The organism is Paenibacillus sp. WC2504 (assembly GCF_052682475.1).
Window position 1 is genome coordinate 2,031,942 of record NZ_JBQZFH010000001.1, and the last position, 15,783, is coordinate 2,047,724.

Genomic DNA, 15,783 nt, shown 5'->3' on the forward strand with positions numbered 1-15,783 from the left:
GAACTGCATTTCGTTTTTATAATATGATTATTAACTTATTCATATCGTTTTAGTCGGGATTAATTTGAGGAGGGTTTAATTATGAAAAAAAGCTTTATTGTCTTATCTACCTTATTAACCGCAGGTTCACTTCTTTTATCCGCTTGCTCGGCCAATCAGGGGACTACTACGCCAACTCAGGGCGGCAGCACACCTGCAGCGACAGGCGCGAACCAAACCGCTGCACCGGCAAGTTTGCTGGCTGATGAGGTCAAAGCATCGGATTTGTCCAAATTGCCAAGCAGCGCCAAACAACGTACGGATACGATTATCGTCGGCCTGACAGATCCAAGCGGTGCATTTACGCCATATTTCCATCAAAGCGGATATGACGGGAATGTTTCATCTTTGCTATACACGCCACTGGTCACAGTAGACAACAAAGGTGTTCCTACGCCTGGACTAGCGGAAAAATGGGATGTTTCCCCCGATAACTTGACTTACACGTTTCATCTTCGTAAAGACTTGAAATTCAGCGATGGTACACCGCTAACGGCAGAAGATGTTGCATTTACTTGGACTATTTTGCACGACAAAGCCTATGATGGTGATATGCAAGTTGATGTCTTACACGTGAAAGGCGGCAAAGAATATAAAGAAGGAAAAGCCAATAACATAGAGGGAATTAAAGTCATCGATCCCCAAACGATCTCTGTGACTTTAGAACAACCGAATGCAACAGCGCTTCTGACCCTCGGCTCCGATGTCCTATCTAAGGCCTACTATGGCAAGGATTATCACTTCGGTCAGCTGGATTACATTAAGAAGCTTCACGAAAAGCCAGTAGGCAATGGTCCGTACAAGCTAGAGAAATTCATGCCAGGGCAGGAAGTGCGCTTCGTGGCGAACGAGAATTATTATGGCGGCAAGCCGAAGACGGAACATTTTATTTATAAAACATCGCAAGGCGACGCTTGGCAGTTCCTTGAAACCGGCGAAGTGGACTATGCGTCTTTCAGCGCAACGAAGGAAAACGTGGATAAGCTGAAAAAAATGGGCTTTGTCAACATTATTCCCTACACGCCGAGCACATATGGCTACATACAAGTGAATTTGGAGCATGACCAGCTCAAAGACAAAAAGGTTAGACAAGCGTTTGCCTACGGGATCGATCGCCAAAGTATTTATGTCGACGCCAATCAGGGCGCAGGCCAAATTGCCAATATACCATCATCGCCGATTTCATGGTCCTATACAGAAGAGGGCATCAACCCTTATAAATTCGATATTGAAAAAGCGAAGCAACTGCTCGACGAAGCGGGCTGGAAGCCTGGCGCAGACGGAATTCGCGAGAAGGACGGCAAACAACTGTCCATTCATTTCCTCGGTTCCAAAAGTGCACAGACTGACAACTTTATTGCTGTAACGACGGAATCCTTTAAAGCGCTTGGCGTCAAGTTCCAGCCGGAGGTATTTGCCGATTTCAACGCACTTGTTTCCAAAGTGGAAGGCGGGGATTACGATATGGTTAGTTTCTCTACTTCGTTGATTACCGATCCATCCGATGGTTTACAGCCATTCGTAGATGGCGAGATTAAAGGTTATAACAATCCAAAATTCAAAGAATTATATGATAAAGGCTTGGCAACTATCGATATCGAAGCGCGCAAGAAAGTGTACAAAGAAATTTATCAATTGATGAATGACGAGTTGCCGGTCATCTTTACGAACTACAAGAAAACTGTCTATGGCTATAACGGAAGAATCGAGAATCTGTCTGTAAGTCCATTTAATGGACTCTCCACGAGCTTGCCGAACTGGTCATTAAGTAAACAACCATGAGCACTTATTTAACGAAAAGAATTGTCTACATGCTCGTCATTCTGCTAGCTGCATCCTTCCTGATTTTTAGCTTGTATGCCCTGACCCCGGGGGATTTCATTAGCGGTAATATCAAATTATCGCCAGAGCGGAAAGCGGAGCTGCGGGAAATTTATGGATTGAACAAACCTCTGCTGGAGCGTTACGGCTTATGGATGAAGAATGCGTTCCATGGCGACTTTGGATTCTCATTGGCGCAGCAGAAGCCAGTTCTCAAACTTTTTAATGAGTATATATGGAATTCGTTCTTACTAGCTATCGTCTCTACTTTCCTGACATGGTTTATTGCTGTCATTATCGGTGTTGTTGCCGCCTATAAGCAGTACTCCTGGTTTGATACGCTAGTGATGATTGTGATCTTTGCAGCTATGTCGATTCCGTCGTTTTTTATCGGACTTTATTTAATTAAAATATTGGCAGTAGACCTGAAATGGCTGCCACCGGGAGGCATGTTAACGACGGGGAGCAATGCAACCGGTTTGGCTTACCTCACTGAAGTCCTTCATCATATGCTATTGCCGGTAGCTGTCTTGACGCTGCTAGGTCTCGGCTCACTGACCCGTTATTTCCGCAGCAATATGATTGAAGTTATTAAGCAAGACTATATCCGCACGGCTCGGGCAAAAGGTTTGAAAGAAGGGAAGGTCCTGTTTACCCATGCACTTCGCAACGCGCTGCTTCCGGCCATCACACTCGTTGGCTTTGAACTGCCGGCTTTGTTCGGGGGCTCGCTAATTACGGAGAAAATATTCAATTGGCCTGGCATCGGTCAGCTTTATATTCAATCCTTTTCGTTGCGAGACTATCCGCTACTTGTGGGCTTCACGATGTTCATCGCTGTTCTCACCGTCATCGGGACGCTGATATCGGATATTCTATACCACATCGCAGATCCGCGAGTCCGGTTGTAGAGGAGGAACATCGTTATGCCAACATCATTATGGAAACAGTCTTTCAGGCGTCTATTAAGAAATAAATTAGCTGTATTCGGATTGATCGTAGTTGTCATTATGTTCTTAGCTTGTTTTGCAGGGCCTCTATTCTCTCCCTATACGAATGGCAAGATTAATATGGCGATGATGAATAAAGCCCCGAGCATGAAGCATTGGCTCGGAACCGATGGACTAGGTCGGGATGTTTTGACTCGAGTGCTGCAAGCCGGACGCATCTCGCTAACGGTGGGACTAGCATCTATGGTCCTGTCCGTAGCGATCGGTACACTGCTCGGAACAATTGCAGGTTACTACAGAGGGATAGCAGATCAAATCATTATGCGCATTTCCGATTTGCTGTTAACCATTCCCCATTTGCCTTTGTTATTCATTTTTGGAGCGCTGCTTTCGGAGTGGAAGGTGCCTACAGGCAGCCGCATGTATATTGTTATGCTAATGCTTAGTATTGTTGGCTGGCCGAGCCTTGCTCGCATGATTCGTGGCCAAATGCTTAGTCTTCGGGAAAGAGAATTCATGCAGGCGACGGTTGTTCTTGGTTTGCGTGATCGCCGCAAATTGTTTCATCACTTGCTGCCTAATTTAATTCCACTGCTCATTGTTATCGCAACACTGAACATCGGAGGAGCGATACTAAGCGAATCGGTGCTTAGTTTCTTCGGACTCGGGGTCATGCCCCCAACGCCAACCTGGGGCAATATGATTGACGCAGCGAACAACTTGATCGATTTTCAAGAGCGGCCATGGTTATGGATTCCGCCAGGTTTCTCGATTTTTATTACAGTTATAGCAATTAACATATTCGGTGATGGGTTGCGTGATGTGCTGGATCCGAAACAGAAAAGGTAGGTGACTGACATCCGATGAGAAATCTGCTTGAGATTGAACACCTACGGACTTATTTTCAGACAGAGGGTGGTGTTGTCAAAGCTGTTGACGATGTGAGCCTGTATGTAAGGCAAGGAGAAACCGTTTGTATTGTAGGAGAATCCGGAAGTGGAAAAAGTATTACCGCGTTGTCCGTTATGGGGTTAATTGAAGGACCGGCGGGCAAGATATCGGATGGTAGGATATGTTTCCAAGGCGAGAATATCCTGAGTTATAACAAAAGTCAGCTTCGCGCGATTCGGGGCAAAGAAATCGCCATGATTTTTCAAGAACCCATGACCTCACTCAATCCAGTTTTGACCATAGGTCAACAACTGATGGAGCCACTTATTGAACATCAGAAGTTAAGCAAGAAGCAAGCCAAACAGAGAACAATAGAGTTGATCGACAAGGTCGGGATCTCACGGGCTGAGCAAATATTTGGCAGCTATCCGCACGAGTTAAGCGGCGGGATGCTGCAACGCATCATGATTGCAATTGCGATTTCCTGCGGTCCCAAATTGCTTATCGCTGATGAGCCAACAACTGCCCTTGATGTAACCATCCAAGCGCAAATTCTGGATCTGCTCAGGCTTTTCAAAGAAGAGACTCAAATGTCTATTCTACTCATTACGCATGATCTGGGTGTGGTTGCGGAGATGGCGGATTATGTCGTTGTGATGTACGCAGGCAAAGTCGTGGAAGAAGGCCAGGTTGTCCAGCTATTTGAAAATCCACAGCATCCTTACACGCGAGGGCTATTAAAGTCGAAGCCAATTATTAATCAACGGCTGGAAGAACTATACTCAATTCCTGGTCAGGTGCCAAATCCGCTGGAGTTGAGAGAGTCGTGTTATTTTCACGACCGTTGTGAGCACTGCATGGACATCTGCCGAACCCAATCTCCTCCTTTAAAAGAAGTGGCAAAAGGGCAAAAAGCTGCCTGCTGGCTGTATGAGGAGGCGATGGAAGTTGTCTGAGCCACTATTAAGTGTACATGATTTGAAAAAATACTTTCCAATCAAATCTGGATTATTGAACCGAACTGTCGGACATGTGAAAGCAGTTGATGGCATCAGTTTAAATATTCAACCGGGGGAAACGTTCGGTCTAGTCGGCGAGTCGGGCAGTGGGAAAAGCACGGTTGGACGTACCATTCTTCGGCTGACAGAGAAGACGGCCGGGGAAGTGAAGTTCAAGGGCATTGATCTGCATAAACTGCCAAGCGATGAACTGCGACAACTGCGCCCCAAGATGCAACTCATCTTTCAAGACCCGTACAGCTCACTGAATCCTCGTGTCAGGGTTGGCGATGCAATTGGAGAAGCACTGCTTGATCATGGTCTCGTCCCGAAGGAAGAGATCAGGGATCGCGTGCTCGAAGTGCTGGAATCCTGCGGTCTTTCGAGCTATCATGTTGATCGCTTTCCGCATGAGTTCTCCGGAGGGCAGCGTCAGCGGATCGGCATTGCTCGTGCGCTTGTGCTGAAACCGGAGTTGATCATAGCCGATGAACCTGTTTCAGCCTTAGACGTATCGATTCAAGCGCAGATTATTAATTTGTTTCGTAAGCTTCAGGAGGAACGGGAGTTATCTTACCTATTCATTTCTCATGATTTAAGTGTAGTCGAGCATCTTTGCAACCGAATCGGCGTTATGTATCTTGGCTCCTTGGTGGAGACAGCTTCACGCGACGAACTGTTCCGTAATCCGCTGCATCCTTATACCAAAGCGCTGCTGTCCGCTGTTCCCATCCCGATTCCAAAACTGAAGCGGGAGAGAATCCTATTAAAGGGGGATATGCCAAACCCGGCCAATCCGCCATCAGGTTGCAAATTCCATACAAGATGCCCTTTTGCAACTGCTGTATGTAAAGAACAAGTGCCTGCTTTCAGAGATGTGGGGGGAAAACATTTCGTTGCTTGCCATCTCGTTTAAATGATCTAATTTCAGCATGAGAAATGAGGAGGGTACATGTCCGTAGTTAAACTTCCGCAACCTTATGCGCTGCGACTGGAAATGTTACGCGCAAAGGGCTATTCGAAAACGGAAATGACAGAGATTATAGTTAGGTACAAGGAAGCGGAGCTGAAGGAGTTAGTCCATTCAGAGGTCGATTGGAAAGGATTCGTTACTTACCGCGACGAGTATATGGAAACCTTATTGTCGGCAATAAACGATGGATACCAATTCAGCTTTATAACGTTCGGAGGTATCAAAAATTTACTCGCCATCAAGTTTAATAAACTAGAGGGTGCAGACTACGATATTGTAGAGTCTTCCTTTCTAAATTTGACCCTTAGCCCTGAGCAATTCCAACTGTTTAGATTTCTTGTCCCGAACCATTGGAAAATGAGTCTTACTCCATTTGTCAGTGAAACGGGTGAAGAAATAGTTAGGGCTCACATTGAGCTTCAGCATCGTTGAAAAAGGCGAGGAAGATGTATCCTTGCATGATCCATATAAACCGGTAACTTGCCTACGAGCAGGTTGCCGGTTTTTCAGTTCGCGATGCTAAGCAGGTGAAAGACCCTAGGCTTGACTGAATAGATAAGTTTCGTTAGAATAAACTTAGTTGAATGACATTAAATTAGGGGACAACCATATGATGGATTTAGGGAATAAAATCAAAAAGCTCAGGACCGAACAAAACCGAAACTTGATGGATATTGCCAATGTTTGTGGGTTCTCCAAAAGTTTATTATCGAAAATAGAGAACGGGAAAACCATCCCGCCCATCTCAACATTAGTGAAAATTGCTGATGCGTTAGGTACAAAAGTGTCCATTCTATTGGACGACCAAGAGCAAGCGGGAACGATTTATACGAAAAAGGAAACATGGGAAGCAAGAATGACCAAAACGGATAAAGGGTACTCTTTCTTTACTTTTGCCGTTGAACGCGGAGAAAAGCTTATGCAGCCTTTTCTGTTCATATCCCGGAAGGAAGATAATGATAGCAAGAATGAATACAGCCATAATGGTGAAGAGTTTATATACATTCTGGAAGGCGAAATGAAGTACAAAGTGGGCAGCGTAGAGTATACATTGAAGCCGGGGGATAGTCTTTACTTCGATTCTATTGAGAAACATTCCTTAATGGCAATCACAGATGAAGTGAAATATGTGGCTGTGTTTACGCAATCGAAGGTAAGCGATATTTAGAAATTTTTCAGAATGTCAGTCAGAATGTCAGGTTGATGAATTGCCAGGTTCTCCAATAAGTTGAAAGATAACAGACTATGTATTCTAAATTAGAGTATATGGTCTTTTTTTATGTCCTAAATTTTAGAAAAAATATAAAGAAAGCGATTGCAATAATTGGTATCGTGAGGTATACTGAGCTTATTCAACTAAGTTGAATTTAATACAATTTAGGTGATTTTAAGTAAATAGTGTTTAACTTAAAGGTTGTGTTGTTTCTTCACATGGAGTGGTTAGAAGGGTTAGTCATTGATTGCTGTTCAAAACCAAATCAGGAGGTTGGAACGTAATGAAAAAGTACAAAGTTGGTATTGTTGGTGCTGGTGGAGTGACCGAATTGCATTTCGTGGGGTATAAGGATCATCCGGAACGAATCGAGGTAACAGCCCTTTGTGATCCAAATCCCGAGACGTTACATGCCAAAGCGGATAAATATGGTGTGGCTCAGCGATTTACGGAGTTGAACGATTTTATCCAGCATAGTGGTGTTGATGCCGTTGTCGTGTGTACGCCTACTTCCATCCGCAAAGAAATCCTTTTCCCAATCATTGAAGCAGGAATCCCTATTTTCTGTGAAAAACCTTTTTCTGATACATTGGCTGAAGCAAAAGAGATTACAGAGAAAGCGAAGCAGCATGGCGTACCCATTTCGATTAACCAAAATTTCCGACGCCATTTTCCTTTTGAGCTGGTTAAGGGGATTGTTGCAGAGGATCGGATTGGTAAAGTAACGTCCATCTTGTTTACAAATCTGATGTTTAGACAGGACGCAGGTTGGAGGTTAGAAGAAAGCCGCCACGCATTATCCGTTATGGGAATTCACTGGTTTGACGGGTTCCGGCTAATTCTCGGATCTGAAGCCAAGTCCGTTGTTGCTCAGAACCGTTCCTCCTCCGCAATCCATTGTGCCGGGGAAACCGATAGCACGGTTCAAGTTGTATTCGAGAACGACGCGGTTGTGACTTACATTCAAAGTTTCTCTAGTGCAATAGGCAGAACGGAAATGATTGTTATTGGCGAGAAAGGGACGATCCTTGCAGCTGATGGAAAAATTCATTTGTATCGCCCTCGTGAGAAAACACCTGAGCAAACATGGGAAAACAATGTATCCAGAGAAACGGCCACGTTCGAAGGCATTAACCATTTGTTTACCTCCATTGAAACAGGCGTCGAAGCACCGAACAGTTCTCAAGATAATTTGAAAACGGTTTCTCTCCTTGATGCTGCCTATGTATCCGCTGAAGAGCAGCGCATTGTCCATTTAATATGACTACACAGTCCTCATCTTTGAAAACATCCGTTCGTGTGGATACCAATAAGAAATCTCGGCCTTTTCTTTTAGATATTAAACGAGATCGATACCTTTATTTGTTGGTTTTACCGGGTGTGCTTTTCTTTATTATTTTCAAATATCTTCCCATGTGGGGCATCGTTATTGCTTTTCAGGAATACTCGCCTTATGCGGGTGTATGGAAGAGTGAGTGGGTAGGATTGGAGCATTTTATACGCTTTTTCTCCAATCCTGATTTCTATCTTCTTTTTCGAAATACAATGGTCATTAGCTTATTAAATCTAGTATTTTTCTTTCCGCTTCCTATTGTGCTGTCCTTGCTGCTGAACGAGGTGAACAATCAATTTTTCAAAAGAATCATTCAATCGATTGTCTACCTCCCGCATTTCCTTTCATGGGTCATTATTGTAGGAATCTCATTTTTACTCCTGTCTCAGTCGAACGGCATCATAAATCTGATGATAGAATCCTTGGGCTTTCACAGATATGATTTCCTGACAAATACAGATACATTCTGGGGAATGCTCGTTGCACAAAATATTTGGAAAGAAACCGGCTGGGGAACCATTATCATTTTGGCTGCGATTACGGGAGTAGACACGCAGCTGTACGAAGCTGCCAAAATAGACGGTGCCAATAGATGGCTGCAAGCGTGGCATGTAACACTCCCGGGAATTCGAAGTGTCATCCTGGTTCTGCTTATCTTAAGACTCGGACATATTATGGACGTAGGCTTCGAGCAAGTCTTCCTGATGAATAATGGAGCTGTCGCCAAGTATGCGGATGTTTTTGAAACGTATGTATACCGGAATGGCATCCAGAGTGGGCAATTCAGTTACAGCACGGCCGTTGGTTTGTTCAAATCAGTGGTAGGTCTTGTGCTCGTTGTCTTGGCAAACAAAATGGCCAAACGGATTGGTGAGGAAGGTGTGTATTAATGAAAATAAGCCTCGCAGGGCGGCTGTTTAACGGCTTTAATACGATCTTACTAGTTGTCATTGGACTCGTCACATTGTTTCCGCTGTATTATGTTTTCGTCATTTCTTTCACCGAACCCCATGAATATTTAATGAAAAATGGGTTTGTCTTGTTTCCCCAGAACTGGTCGCTTGTATCCTACAGATATTTGTTGAATACCGATGCATTTAAAGTCGCGATGTTGAACAGCACCTTTCTTGCCACTGTCGGCACCGGATTAAGTTTAATATTCACAGCAGCAATGGCGTTCGGGATGTCTCGGAAAAGACTCAGAGGCAGAAAAATAATGATGATGATGGTTTTATTGACGATCTTGTTCAATCCGGGCATTATTCCGAACTATATTGTGGTCCGTGATTTTGGACTAATCAACAGCATTTGGTCACTTATTATTCCGGTATTGGTTAGCGGATGGAATGTCATTCTAATGAAAAGCTTTTTTGACAGCATTCCGGTAGAGCTGGAGGATGCAGCCATGATTGATGGCTGTACGGATCTGGGTACATTTTTCCGTGTTGTGCTTCCTCTATCGGCTCCAGCTTTAGCTGCTTTCGGCTTGTTCTACGCAGTAGCTTATTGGAACACGTTCTTCAATGCTATTTTGTATATCAATGATTTCACGAAAGTGCCTTTACAGGTTGTACTGAGGAACATGTTAATTGAATCTGACACAACGACAGGCGGAGCAGCAGCGGTTGAAATGATGTCCGAGAATCAACTGCCGACCCAGACGCTTAAGATGGCGGCGGTGGTTATTGCGACGGTTCCTATTTTGGCGGTATATCCGTTTCTACAGAAGCATTTCGCCAAAGGCGTCATGCTCGGTTCAGTCAAAGGCTAACCCAAGTTTATATTATTAAGGGGGTTTAGGCGGCATGAAGATGGTTCAAAAAAAGAGCGTGTTTATCGCTATGCTATCCGCTTTAGCGGTATTGACTACAGCATGTACCGGCAATAGTTCAGAAGTTGCGGCACCGAAGCCGGGTGAAGCCGGGAAGGAGTCGGCGCCTGTAGCTCTCAATATTTTCGCTAATTTCTCGATTACTCAGCCTCCAGGGCCGGATAATCCGGTTATAAAAGAATTCGAAAAAAAGACGAATACGAAGCTTAATATTACATGGGTTTCAGATCCTGTATTTGATGACAAGTTAAATGTGCTGTTGGCTTCAGGCGACCTTCCAGACGCGATCCGACTTCCAGATTCGACCGTTCCCCAGTTTCAAACGATGGTTAAACAAGGTGCATTTTGGGACTTAACGCCCTATCTGAAAGATTACAAGAACTTGATGGATTCTCCAAAAGCTATTTGGGACAATACGAAAATTGGCGGCAAAAATTATGTCGTGCCGATTGTGCGTCCTCTGGAGGGCGGGACTACCTTTTATATACGCCGGGATTGGCTGGATAAGCTCGGTTTGAAGATGCCTACAACCTTAGATGAGTTGTACAACGTAATGAAGATCTTTAAAGAGAAGGATCCTGATGGCACGAATAACCCTGTTGGCTACACCATGCGCACAAACGATCAAATTGAATTTATTTATGCTGGAGCCAGCAGTAAGTGGAAACCTGTGAATGGTAACCTTATTGACATTACATTAGAGCCTGAAATGAGAGAAGCGCTGCTTTATAAGAAAAAACTGTATGACGAAAAGCTTATTCCAGCGGATTTCGCTGTAATGAAAAGTAATGATATTACGGATCTGGCGACAAGCGGGAAATCCGGCATAACGACGGAAACGATCGAGGCCATGTGGCGCTGGCAATTCGATCAATGGAAGAGAAATCCGAAGGTGAATTGGGAACCTATCGTTTCGTTAGAAGCGAATAAAGGACCTTTCCAGCAGCAAAATAGCGGATTCATTGGCGTTTATGCGATCCCTAAGAGTGTTCCGGAAGCAAAAATGCGTAAAATTTTATCGCTTCTCGATTTCGGCGCTTCCGAAGAAGGCCACATTCTATCCAATTATGGGATTGAAGGTACTCATTATAAAAAAGAAGACGGATTTTATGTTACCAATGAGCAAGCGGTTAAAGATAGCCTGGGGCCTGGGGCAATGGGCAAGCTGTTTATGAAGCATGACCCTTATATGTATGCCTATGCACCTGGCATGCCGAAGGAAATATTTGAAAGAAACAAAAAAATTATTGATGCCAAAGCGAAAATCAGCACACCAAGAGTGGATATTGGGCTGTACTCGGAAACGAATACAAAGCTCGGAGCCGATTATACCAAGAAGATTAATGACATGAAGACACAGGTTGTTATGGGCAAGGTAAGTATAGAGGAATGGGATAAATTTGTTGCAGGGCTAAAAACAGATGCCAACTATCAGAAGATTATCCAGGAAATGAATGCTTCCTATAAAGAGCGTCTGGCAGCTAAGTAAACCAACAAAAGGAGAATGAGCGAATGGCTACTATAACAGATTTGAGAAAACAGGATGAATCACGTGTATTGAACCAAAGTTGGGGGAAAATTCAATGGCTTTGCGGCCAGGAGATCGATCCAGCAAGTGAAATGACCTTTGGCATGGTCTATATTCATGCGGGGGATTCCAATCCAAGACACGTACACCCTAATTGTGAAGAAGTCATTTTCATTCTTTCCGGTGAGTGTGATCATACACTTGGCGATGAAACCTTCCATCTAGAGCCTGGCATGATGCTGCGTATCCCACGGAATGTACCTCATAATGCAACAACCACTAGCTGGGAGCCATGCCGCATGATTATCGCCTACTCGGCTCCTGACCGCCAGACGATAGGGGAATAATTCCTTTTAATGGAGTAAATCTATGTTTGCACTCAGCTATTTGCAAATCATGATCCTTATTTTGGCCGGTATATTTGTCGGATTCGCTAAAACCGGTATTTCGACCATGGGCATCTTCAATGCGATGTTAGTGACCATTGTTTTTCCGGCAAAAATGTCTGTAGGCATCTTGCTGCCGATGCTGATTATAGGTGATTTCATAGCGGTTGCGTATTACCGCAAAAATGTGATAAAAAAGCATCTGATCAGCCTGATGCCTTGGGCACTTATTGGAGTAATAGGTGGTTATGTCGTACTACTAAAGGTCGATAACAATCAATTGAAGCTTCTCTTGGGTACGCTTATATGCGGATTGATCGTTCTTCAAGTCCTTAGGGATTTCATGGGAGCAAGATTTGACTCCAAGTTTCCATCTTCCATGTGGTTTATTGCAGCGATGGGTATACTTGCTGGTTTTGCAACGACAATTGGTAATGTTTCCGGCGCTATCATTGCCATCTACCTATTTGCCAAGCAAGTACCCAAACAAGAATTTATAGGCACGGGTGCATGGTTCTTTTTACTTGTGAACCTCGTGAAAGTACCCTTTTTCATCCATCTGGGAATGATAACGTCCGATTCTCTCCTTATTGGTATTTGGACCGTTCCTTTAATAGCAATTGGAGCCTATGCAGGTATTAAGCTGCTGCCTTTAATTCCTCAAGTTTACTTTCAGCGGCTTGTTCTTTTACTTGGCGCCTTTGGAGCAGTGAAGTTGCTGGTTGAAGGTATCATGATCAATTGAATCGATGAGATCTAGCTAGAAGGAGAATAGATATGACGATCAAATTAGCGTTTTCAAGACCTACCTCCTCGATGGAGGAGCAAACTTTGCTTTTTGAACAGTACAGAGCCGTTGGTTATGACGGACTTCAATTAAAGGAAGCGCAATATGCCCCTTTCTTGCTAAAACCGGAAAGTTTCATAGAAGCTTGGGGTGGTTTACCAGGCAGTAGTTCAGCTTTAATTACAGGCGGAAATTTGGATGATGCCAATATTGAGAAGCTGCGTAATGTGTTTCGTTTCGCTTCGACGGTCGGCACGGAACTTATTGTATACTGCCATGGGATTCCTAGAGCCAATGTGACCCCGGCAGACATTCGCAGATATGCGGCCATTCTATCCGATTTGGGACTTGAGGCGCAACAGCAGGGTCTGAAGCTATCACTTCACCATCATTTTAATAATCCCGTTATGCATCGCGATGATTTTGATATCTTTTTCAATCAAATCAAAGACGACTCCGTTGGACTTACTGTGGATACGGCACATTTGGTGAAATCCGGTATCCACGATGCAGCAGAAATTATACGAAGCTTTGGACACGTCATCGATAATTTTCATCTTAAGGACTTTGATCAAGGGGAATGGAGAGTGCTCGGTCAAGGCTCTATTGACTTTGGTCCTATTTTCGAAGCGATTCATGAGATCGGCTATCAAGGATGGATTTCAGCGGATGAGGAAAGCGGTGGCAGCGTAACCGGGGGGATGAAGGATTGCTATGCATTTATGAAAACCGGATTGAACTGAAAATCAGAGCCGGAGGTGCTGGTAACGATGGGTAAAAAGGCAGTTCTTATCGGAGCCTTGGATACGAAAGGTCAAGAGTTTCTATATGTAAAAGAAAAACTGGAAGCTCACGGGGTGGAAACGTTCACGGTAGATACCGGTGTACTTGGCAATCCGTTGTTTCAACCCGATGTATCCGCCGATGAGGTTGCAAGAGCTGGCGGTTCGAGCATTGAGGAGCTAAGAAGGGGTAATGATCGGGGAACAGCTATAGCAGTTATGACCCGAGGTGCTGCTGATATCCTTATCGGTCTTGAACAACAAGGAATTGTAGGCGCAGCCTTTGGAATGGGGGGGACGGCGGGTACGACAGTGGCGGCAACTGCTCTGCAGGGATTACCCATCGGGGTTCCTAAGCTGATGGTTTCCACGGTGGCCTCCGGCAATACGAAACCCTATATAGGCGTCAAAGATGTAACCATGATGTACTCCGTCGTAGATATAGCCGGAATAAATCAGTTATCCCGTCGAATACTGAGCAATGCAGCACACGCGTTGGCAGGAATGATCAATTACATGGAGACGGAACAGGGTGTTGTAGAAGATAAGGTTACACTCGGCATGACGATGTTTGGCGTGACTACCCCCTGCGCGACACGTGTACGAGAAATTCTGGAGGAACGTGGTTACGATCTGCTTGTCTTCCATGCCACGGGAACAGGTGGATTGGCGATGGAGGAGCTAATTAAAGCGGGGTATATCAAGGGCGTTGCGGATATAACGACTACCGAGCTGGCGGATCATTTGGTTGGCGGTATATTCGATGCCGGACCAAACCGTCTGGAAGCAGCGGGAATAACGGGGATTCCGCAGGTTGTTTCGGTTGGGGCTCTGGATATGGTCAATTTCGGTCCACCGGAGACAGTACCAGCGCAATTCAAGGAGCGCATCTTTTACCAGCATAATCCAACGACAACATTGATGAGAACTACCGTAGCGGAGAACAGAGAATTGGGCCGGTTATTCGCCACTAAACTGAATGCGGGCACAGCACCGACCATTGTCGTGTTTCCTAAAGCAGGCGTTTCTCTGCTGGATATGGATTCCAAGCCTTTTGAAGGTAAGGAAGAACGTCAGGCGTTGTATGAAGGAATAAAAGAGCATCTCAGATCAAACATTCCGATGATTGATATGGAACAAGATATTAACGATCCAGCAGTAGCTGATGTAATTGCGGATAATTTACTTACATTGTTAGAACGAAATAAGAGAGGGTAAGAAAACAATGGCGATGCAAAGACAGGAAATAGTAAACAGATTGCGGTGGCAAATTGAACAGGGCCGTTTCATTGTAGGAGCAGGAGCGGGAACGGGGTTGTCGGCGAAATGTGCGGAAGAGGGCGGCGTCGATCTGATTATTATTTATAATTCCGGGCGTTATCGGATGGCAGGCCGAGGATCATTAGCAGGATTAATGCCATATGGGGATGCCAATCAAATTGTTATGGAGATGGGTGGCGAGGTTCTGCCTATTGTCAAGAATACTCCTGTATTGGCCGGGGTATGTGGGACAGATCCCTTCCGTTTGATGGATGTATATCTGAAGCAGTTGAAAGAAATGGGTTTCTCGGGTGTGCAAAACTTTCCTACCGTAGGTTTAATCGACGGCACCTTCAGGCAAAACCTGGAGGAAACGGGGATGGGCTATGATCTGGAGGTCGAGATGATCCGTAAAGCTCATGCCTTGGATTTATTGACTACCCCTTATGTCTTTGGTGAGGATGATGCGATTCAAATGGCGAAGGCTGGTGCTGACGTGCTTGTCGCTCATGTAGGGCTAACGACGAAGGGCAGCATCGGAGCCAAGACGGCGCTTTCGCTTGATGAATCAGCGGATCTCATTCAACGTATTTATGAGGCCGGTAAGTCTATTAATCCGGATATATTGGTCATTTGTCACGGTGGTCCGATTTCTGAACCGGCGGATGTTGAGTATGTGCTAGGTAAAACAAACGGGATCGCGGGTTTCTTCGGAGCCTCCAGCGTGGAGCGGTTGCCTACCGAGATTGCTATTACCGAGCAGGTTAAAAGATTTAAGAGCTTGAGTAAGTGATAAATGGAGGGCCGCCCCTGCTTGGGGGTGGCCCTTAATCCATTTTAAAAGAACATATTATAGATTCGGTTTTAATAAATTCCTCACTTGTACTGCCGCAAGTTTAGGCGATTCAGGTTATTTAATGAGAGATTTTACCGAATAGCCATCTTAATTAGTATTGACGTTTTGTCTTTGCCTTGTCATAATAATCTTAAT

At 44.7% G+C, this 15,783-nt stretch carries 16 protein-coding genes; all 16 read left to right on the forward strand.

The annotated features are described in order from the left end of the window. The first annotated feature begins 81 nt into the window (after positions 1-81). The gene (locus tag ACUN27_RS09090; protein WP_315951902.1) at positions 82-1,821 is read left to right on the forward strand and encodes an ABC transporter substrate-binding protein; all 1,740 of its coding nucleotides are present in this window, start codon (positions 82-84) and stop codon (positions 1,819-1,821) included. After that, on the forward strand, positions 1,818-2,771 hold the full coding sequence (locus ACUN27_RS09095) for an ABC transporter permease (RefSeq protein ID WP_315951901.1): 954 nt from the start codon (positions 1,818-1,820) through the stop codon (positions 2,769-2,771). The genes ACUN27_RS09090 and ACUN27_RS09095 overlap by 4 nt, the downstream gene beginning before the upstream one ends. A gap of 15 nt (positions 2,772-2,786) precedes the next feature. Beyond that, positions 2,787-3,659 carry an oligopeptide ABC transporter permease gene (gene opp4C, locus ACUN27_RS09100; protein WP_315951899.1) on the forward strand — a complete coding sequence of 291 codons (873 nt, stop codon included), beginning with the start codon at positions 2,787-2,789 and terminating at the stop codon, positions 3,657-3,659. A 14-nt stretch (positions 3,660-3,673) separates the two neighbouring features. Further along, entirely contained in the window at positions 3,674-4,657 is a 984-nt protein-coding gene (locus tag ACUN27_RS09105) for an ABC transporter ATP-binding protein (RefSeq protein WP_445558775.1), read from the forward strand. Next, positions 4,650-5,615, forward strand: coding sequence for an ABC transporter ATP-binding protein (locus tag ACUN27_RS09110; RefSeq protein ID WP_315951895.1), 966 nt, complete (start codon positions 4,650-4,652; stop codon positions 5,613-5,615). The genes ACUN27_RS09105 and ACUN27_RS09110 overlap by 8 nt, the downstream gene beginning before the upstream one ends. 36 nt (positions 5,616-5,651) lie before the next feature. Next, on the forward strand, positions 5,652-6,104 hold the full coding sequence (locus ACUN27_RS09115; protein WP_315951893.1) for a hypothetical protein: 453 nt from the start codon (positions 5,652-5,654) through the stop codon (positions 6,102-6,104). Between the two features lie 178 nt (positions 6,105-6,282). Next, positions 6,283-6,840 carry a helix-turn-helix domain-containing protein gene (locus ACUN27_RS09120; RefSeq protein WP_326061269.1) on the forward strand — a complete coding sequence of 186 codons (558 nt, stop codon included), beginning with the start codon at positions 6,283-6,285 and terminating at the stop codon, positions 6,838-6,840. 328 nt (positions 6,841-7,168) lie between these two features. Next, complete coding sequence (locus tag ACUN27_RS09125; protein ID WP_445558776.1) at positions 7,169-8,149, forward strand: Gfo/Idh/MocA family protein; 981 nt, start codon at positions 7,169-7,171, stop codon at positions 8,147-8,149. Then, complete coding sequence (locus ACUN27_RS09130) at positions 8,146-9,108, forward strand: ABC transporter permease (RefSeq protein ID WP_445558777.1); 963 nt, start codon at positions 8,146-8,148, stop codon at positions 9,106-9,108. Before ACUN27_RS09125 ends, ACUN27_RS09130 begins: the two co-directional genes overlap by 4 nt. Beyond that, positions 9,108-9,989 carry a carbohydrate ABC transporter permease gene (locus ACUN27_RS09135; RefSeq protein ID WP_445558778.1) on the forward strand — a complete coding sequence of 294 codons (882 nt, stop codon included), beginning with the start codon at positions 9,108-9,110 and terminating at the stop codon, positions 9,987-9,989. The genes ACUN27_RS09130 and ACUN27_RS09135 overlap by 1 nt, the downstream gene beginning before the upstream one ends. Before the next feature lie 34 nt (positions 9,990-10,023). Then, positions 10,024-11,538: an extracellular solute-binding protein gene (locus tag ACUN27_RS09140; RefSeq protein WP_445558779.1), complete on the forward strand. Its 1,515-nt coding sequence runs from the start codon at positions 10,024-10,026 to the stop codon at positions 11,536-11,538. Positions 11,539-11,561: 23 nt separating this feature from the next. After that, positions 11,562-11,924 carry a cupin domain-containing protein gene (locus tag ACUN27_RS09145; RefSeq protein ID WP_161410719.1) on the forward strand — a complete coding sequence of 121 codons (363 nt, stop codon included), beginning with the start codon at positions 11,562-11,564 and terminating at the stop codon, positions 11,922-11,924. A 22-nt stretch (positions 11,925-11,946) separates the two neighbouring features. Further along, positions 11,947-12,708, forward strand: coding sequence for a sulfite exporter TauE/SafE family protein (locus ACUN27_RS09150; RefSeq protein ID WP_315951886.1), 762 nt, complete (start codon positions 11,947-11,949; stop codon positions 12,706-12,708). A gap of 32 nt (positions 12,709-12,740) precedes the next feature. Further along, positions 12,741-13,493, forward strand: a complete 753-nt coding sequence (locus ACUN27_RS09155; protein WP_445558780.1) for a sugar phosphate isomerase/epimerase family protein — start codon at positions 12,741-12,743, stop codon at positions 13,491-13,493. 27 nt (positions 13,494-13,520) lie between these two features. Beyond that, entirely contained in the window at positions 13,521-14,750 is a 1,230-nt protein-coding gene (locus tag ACUN27_RS09160) for a Tm-1-like ATP-binding domain-containing protein (RefSeq protein ID WP_445558781.1), read from the forward strand. A 7-nt stretch (positions 14,751-14,757) separates the two neighbouring features. Then, positions 14,758-15,585 (forward strand): phosphoenolpyruvate hydrolase family protein, encoded by an 828-nt coding sequence (locus ACUN27_RS09165; protein ID WP_315951881.1) that lies wholly within the window; start codon positions 14,758-14,760, stop codon positions 15,583-15,585. Positions 15,586-15,783 lie beyond the last annotated feature (198 nt).

Bases quoted from the DNA above. Each gene is read 5' to 3' on its own strand.
- ACUN27_RS09090 (WP_315951902.1), top strand. From the start codon at position 82: ATGAAAAAAAGCTTTATTGTCTTATCTACCTTATTAACCGCAGGTTCA.
- ACUN27_RS09095 (WP_315951901.1), top strand. From the start codon at position 1,818: ATGAGCACTTATTTAACGAAAAGAATTGTCTACATGCTCGTCATTCTG.
- opp4C (WP_315951899.1), top strand. From the start codon at position 2,787: ATGCCAACATCATTATGGAAACAGTCTTTCAGGCGTCTATTAAGAAAT.
- ACUN27_RS09105 (WP_445558775.1), top strand. From the start codon at position 3,674: ATGAGAAATCTGCTTGAGATTGAACACCTACGGACTTATTTTCAGACA.
- ACUN27_RS09115 (WP_315951893.1), top strand. From the start codon at position 5,652: ATGTCCGTAGTTAAACTTCCGCAACCTTATGCGCTGCGACTGGAAATG.
- ACUN27_RS09120 (WP_326061269.1), top strand. From the start codon at position 6,283: ATGATGGATTTAGGGAATAAAATCAAAAAGCTCAGGACCGAACAAAAC.
- ACUN27_RS09125 (WP_445558776.1), top strand. From the start codon at position 7,169: ATGAAAAAGTACAAAGTTGGTATTGTTGGTGCTGGTGGAGTGACCGAA.
- ACUN27_RS09130 (WP_445558777.1), top strand. From the start codon at position 8,146: ATGACTACACAGTCCTCATCTTTGAAAACATCCGTTCGTGTGGATACC.
- ACUN27_RS09135 (WP_445558778.1), top strand. From the start codon at position 9,108: ATGAAAATAAGCCTCGCAGGGCGGCTGTTTAACGGCTTTAATACGATC.
- ACUN27_RS09140 (WP_445558779.1), top strand. From the start codon at position 10,024: ATGAAGATGGTTCAAAAAAAGAGCGTGTTTATCGCTATGCTATCCGCT.
- ACUN27_RS09145 (WP_161410719.1), top strand. From the start codon at position 11,562: ATGGCTACTATAACAGATTTGAGAAAACAGGATGAATCACGTGTATTG.
- ACUN27_RS09150 (WP_315951886.1), top strand. From the start codon at position 11,947: ATGTTTGCACTCAGCTATTTGCAAATCATGATCCTTATTTTGGCCGGT.
- ACUN27_RS09155 (WP_445558780.1), top strand. From the start codon at position 12,741: ATGACGATCAAATTAGCGTTTTCAAGACCTACCTCCTCGATGGAGGAG.
- ACUN27_RS09160 (WP_445558781.1), top strand. From the start codon at position 13,521: ATGGGTAAAAAGGCAGTTCTTATCGGAGCCTTGGATACGAAAGGTCAA.
- ACUN27_RS09165 (WP_315951881.1), top strand. From the start codon at position 14,758: ATGGCGATGCAAAGACAGGAAATAGTAAACAGATTGCGGTGGCAAATT.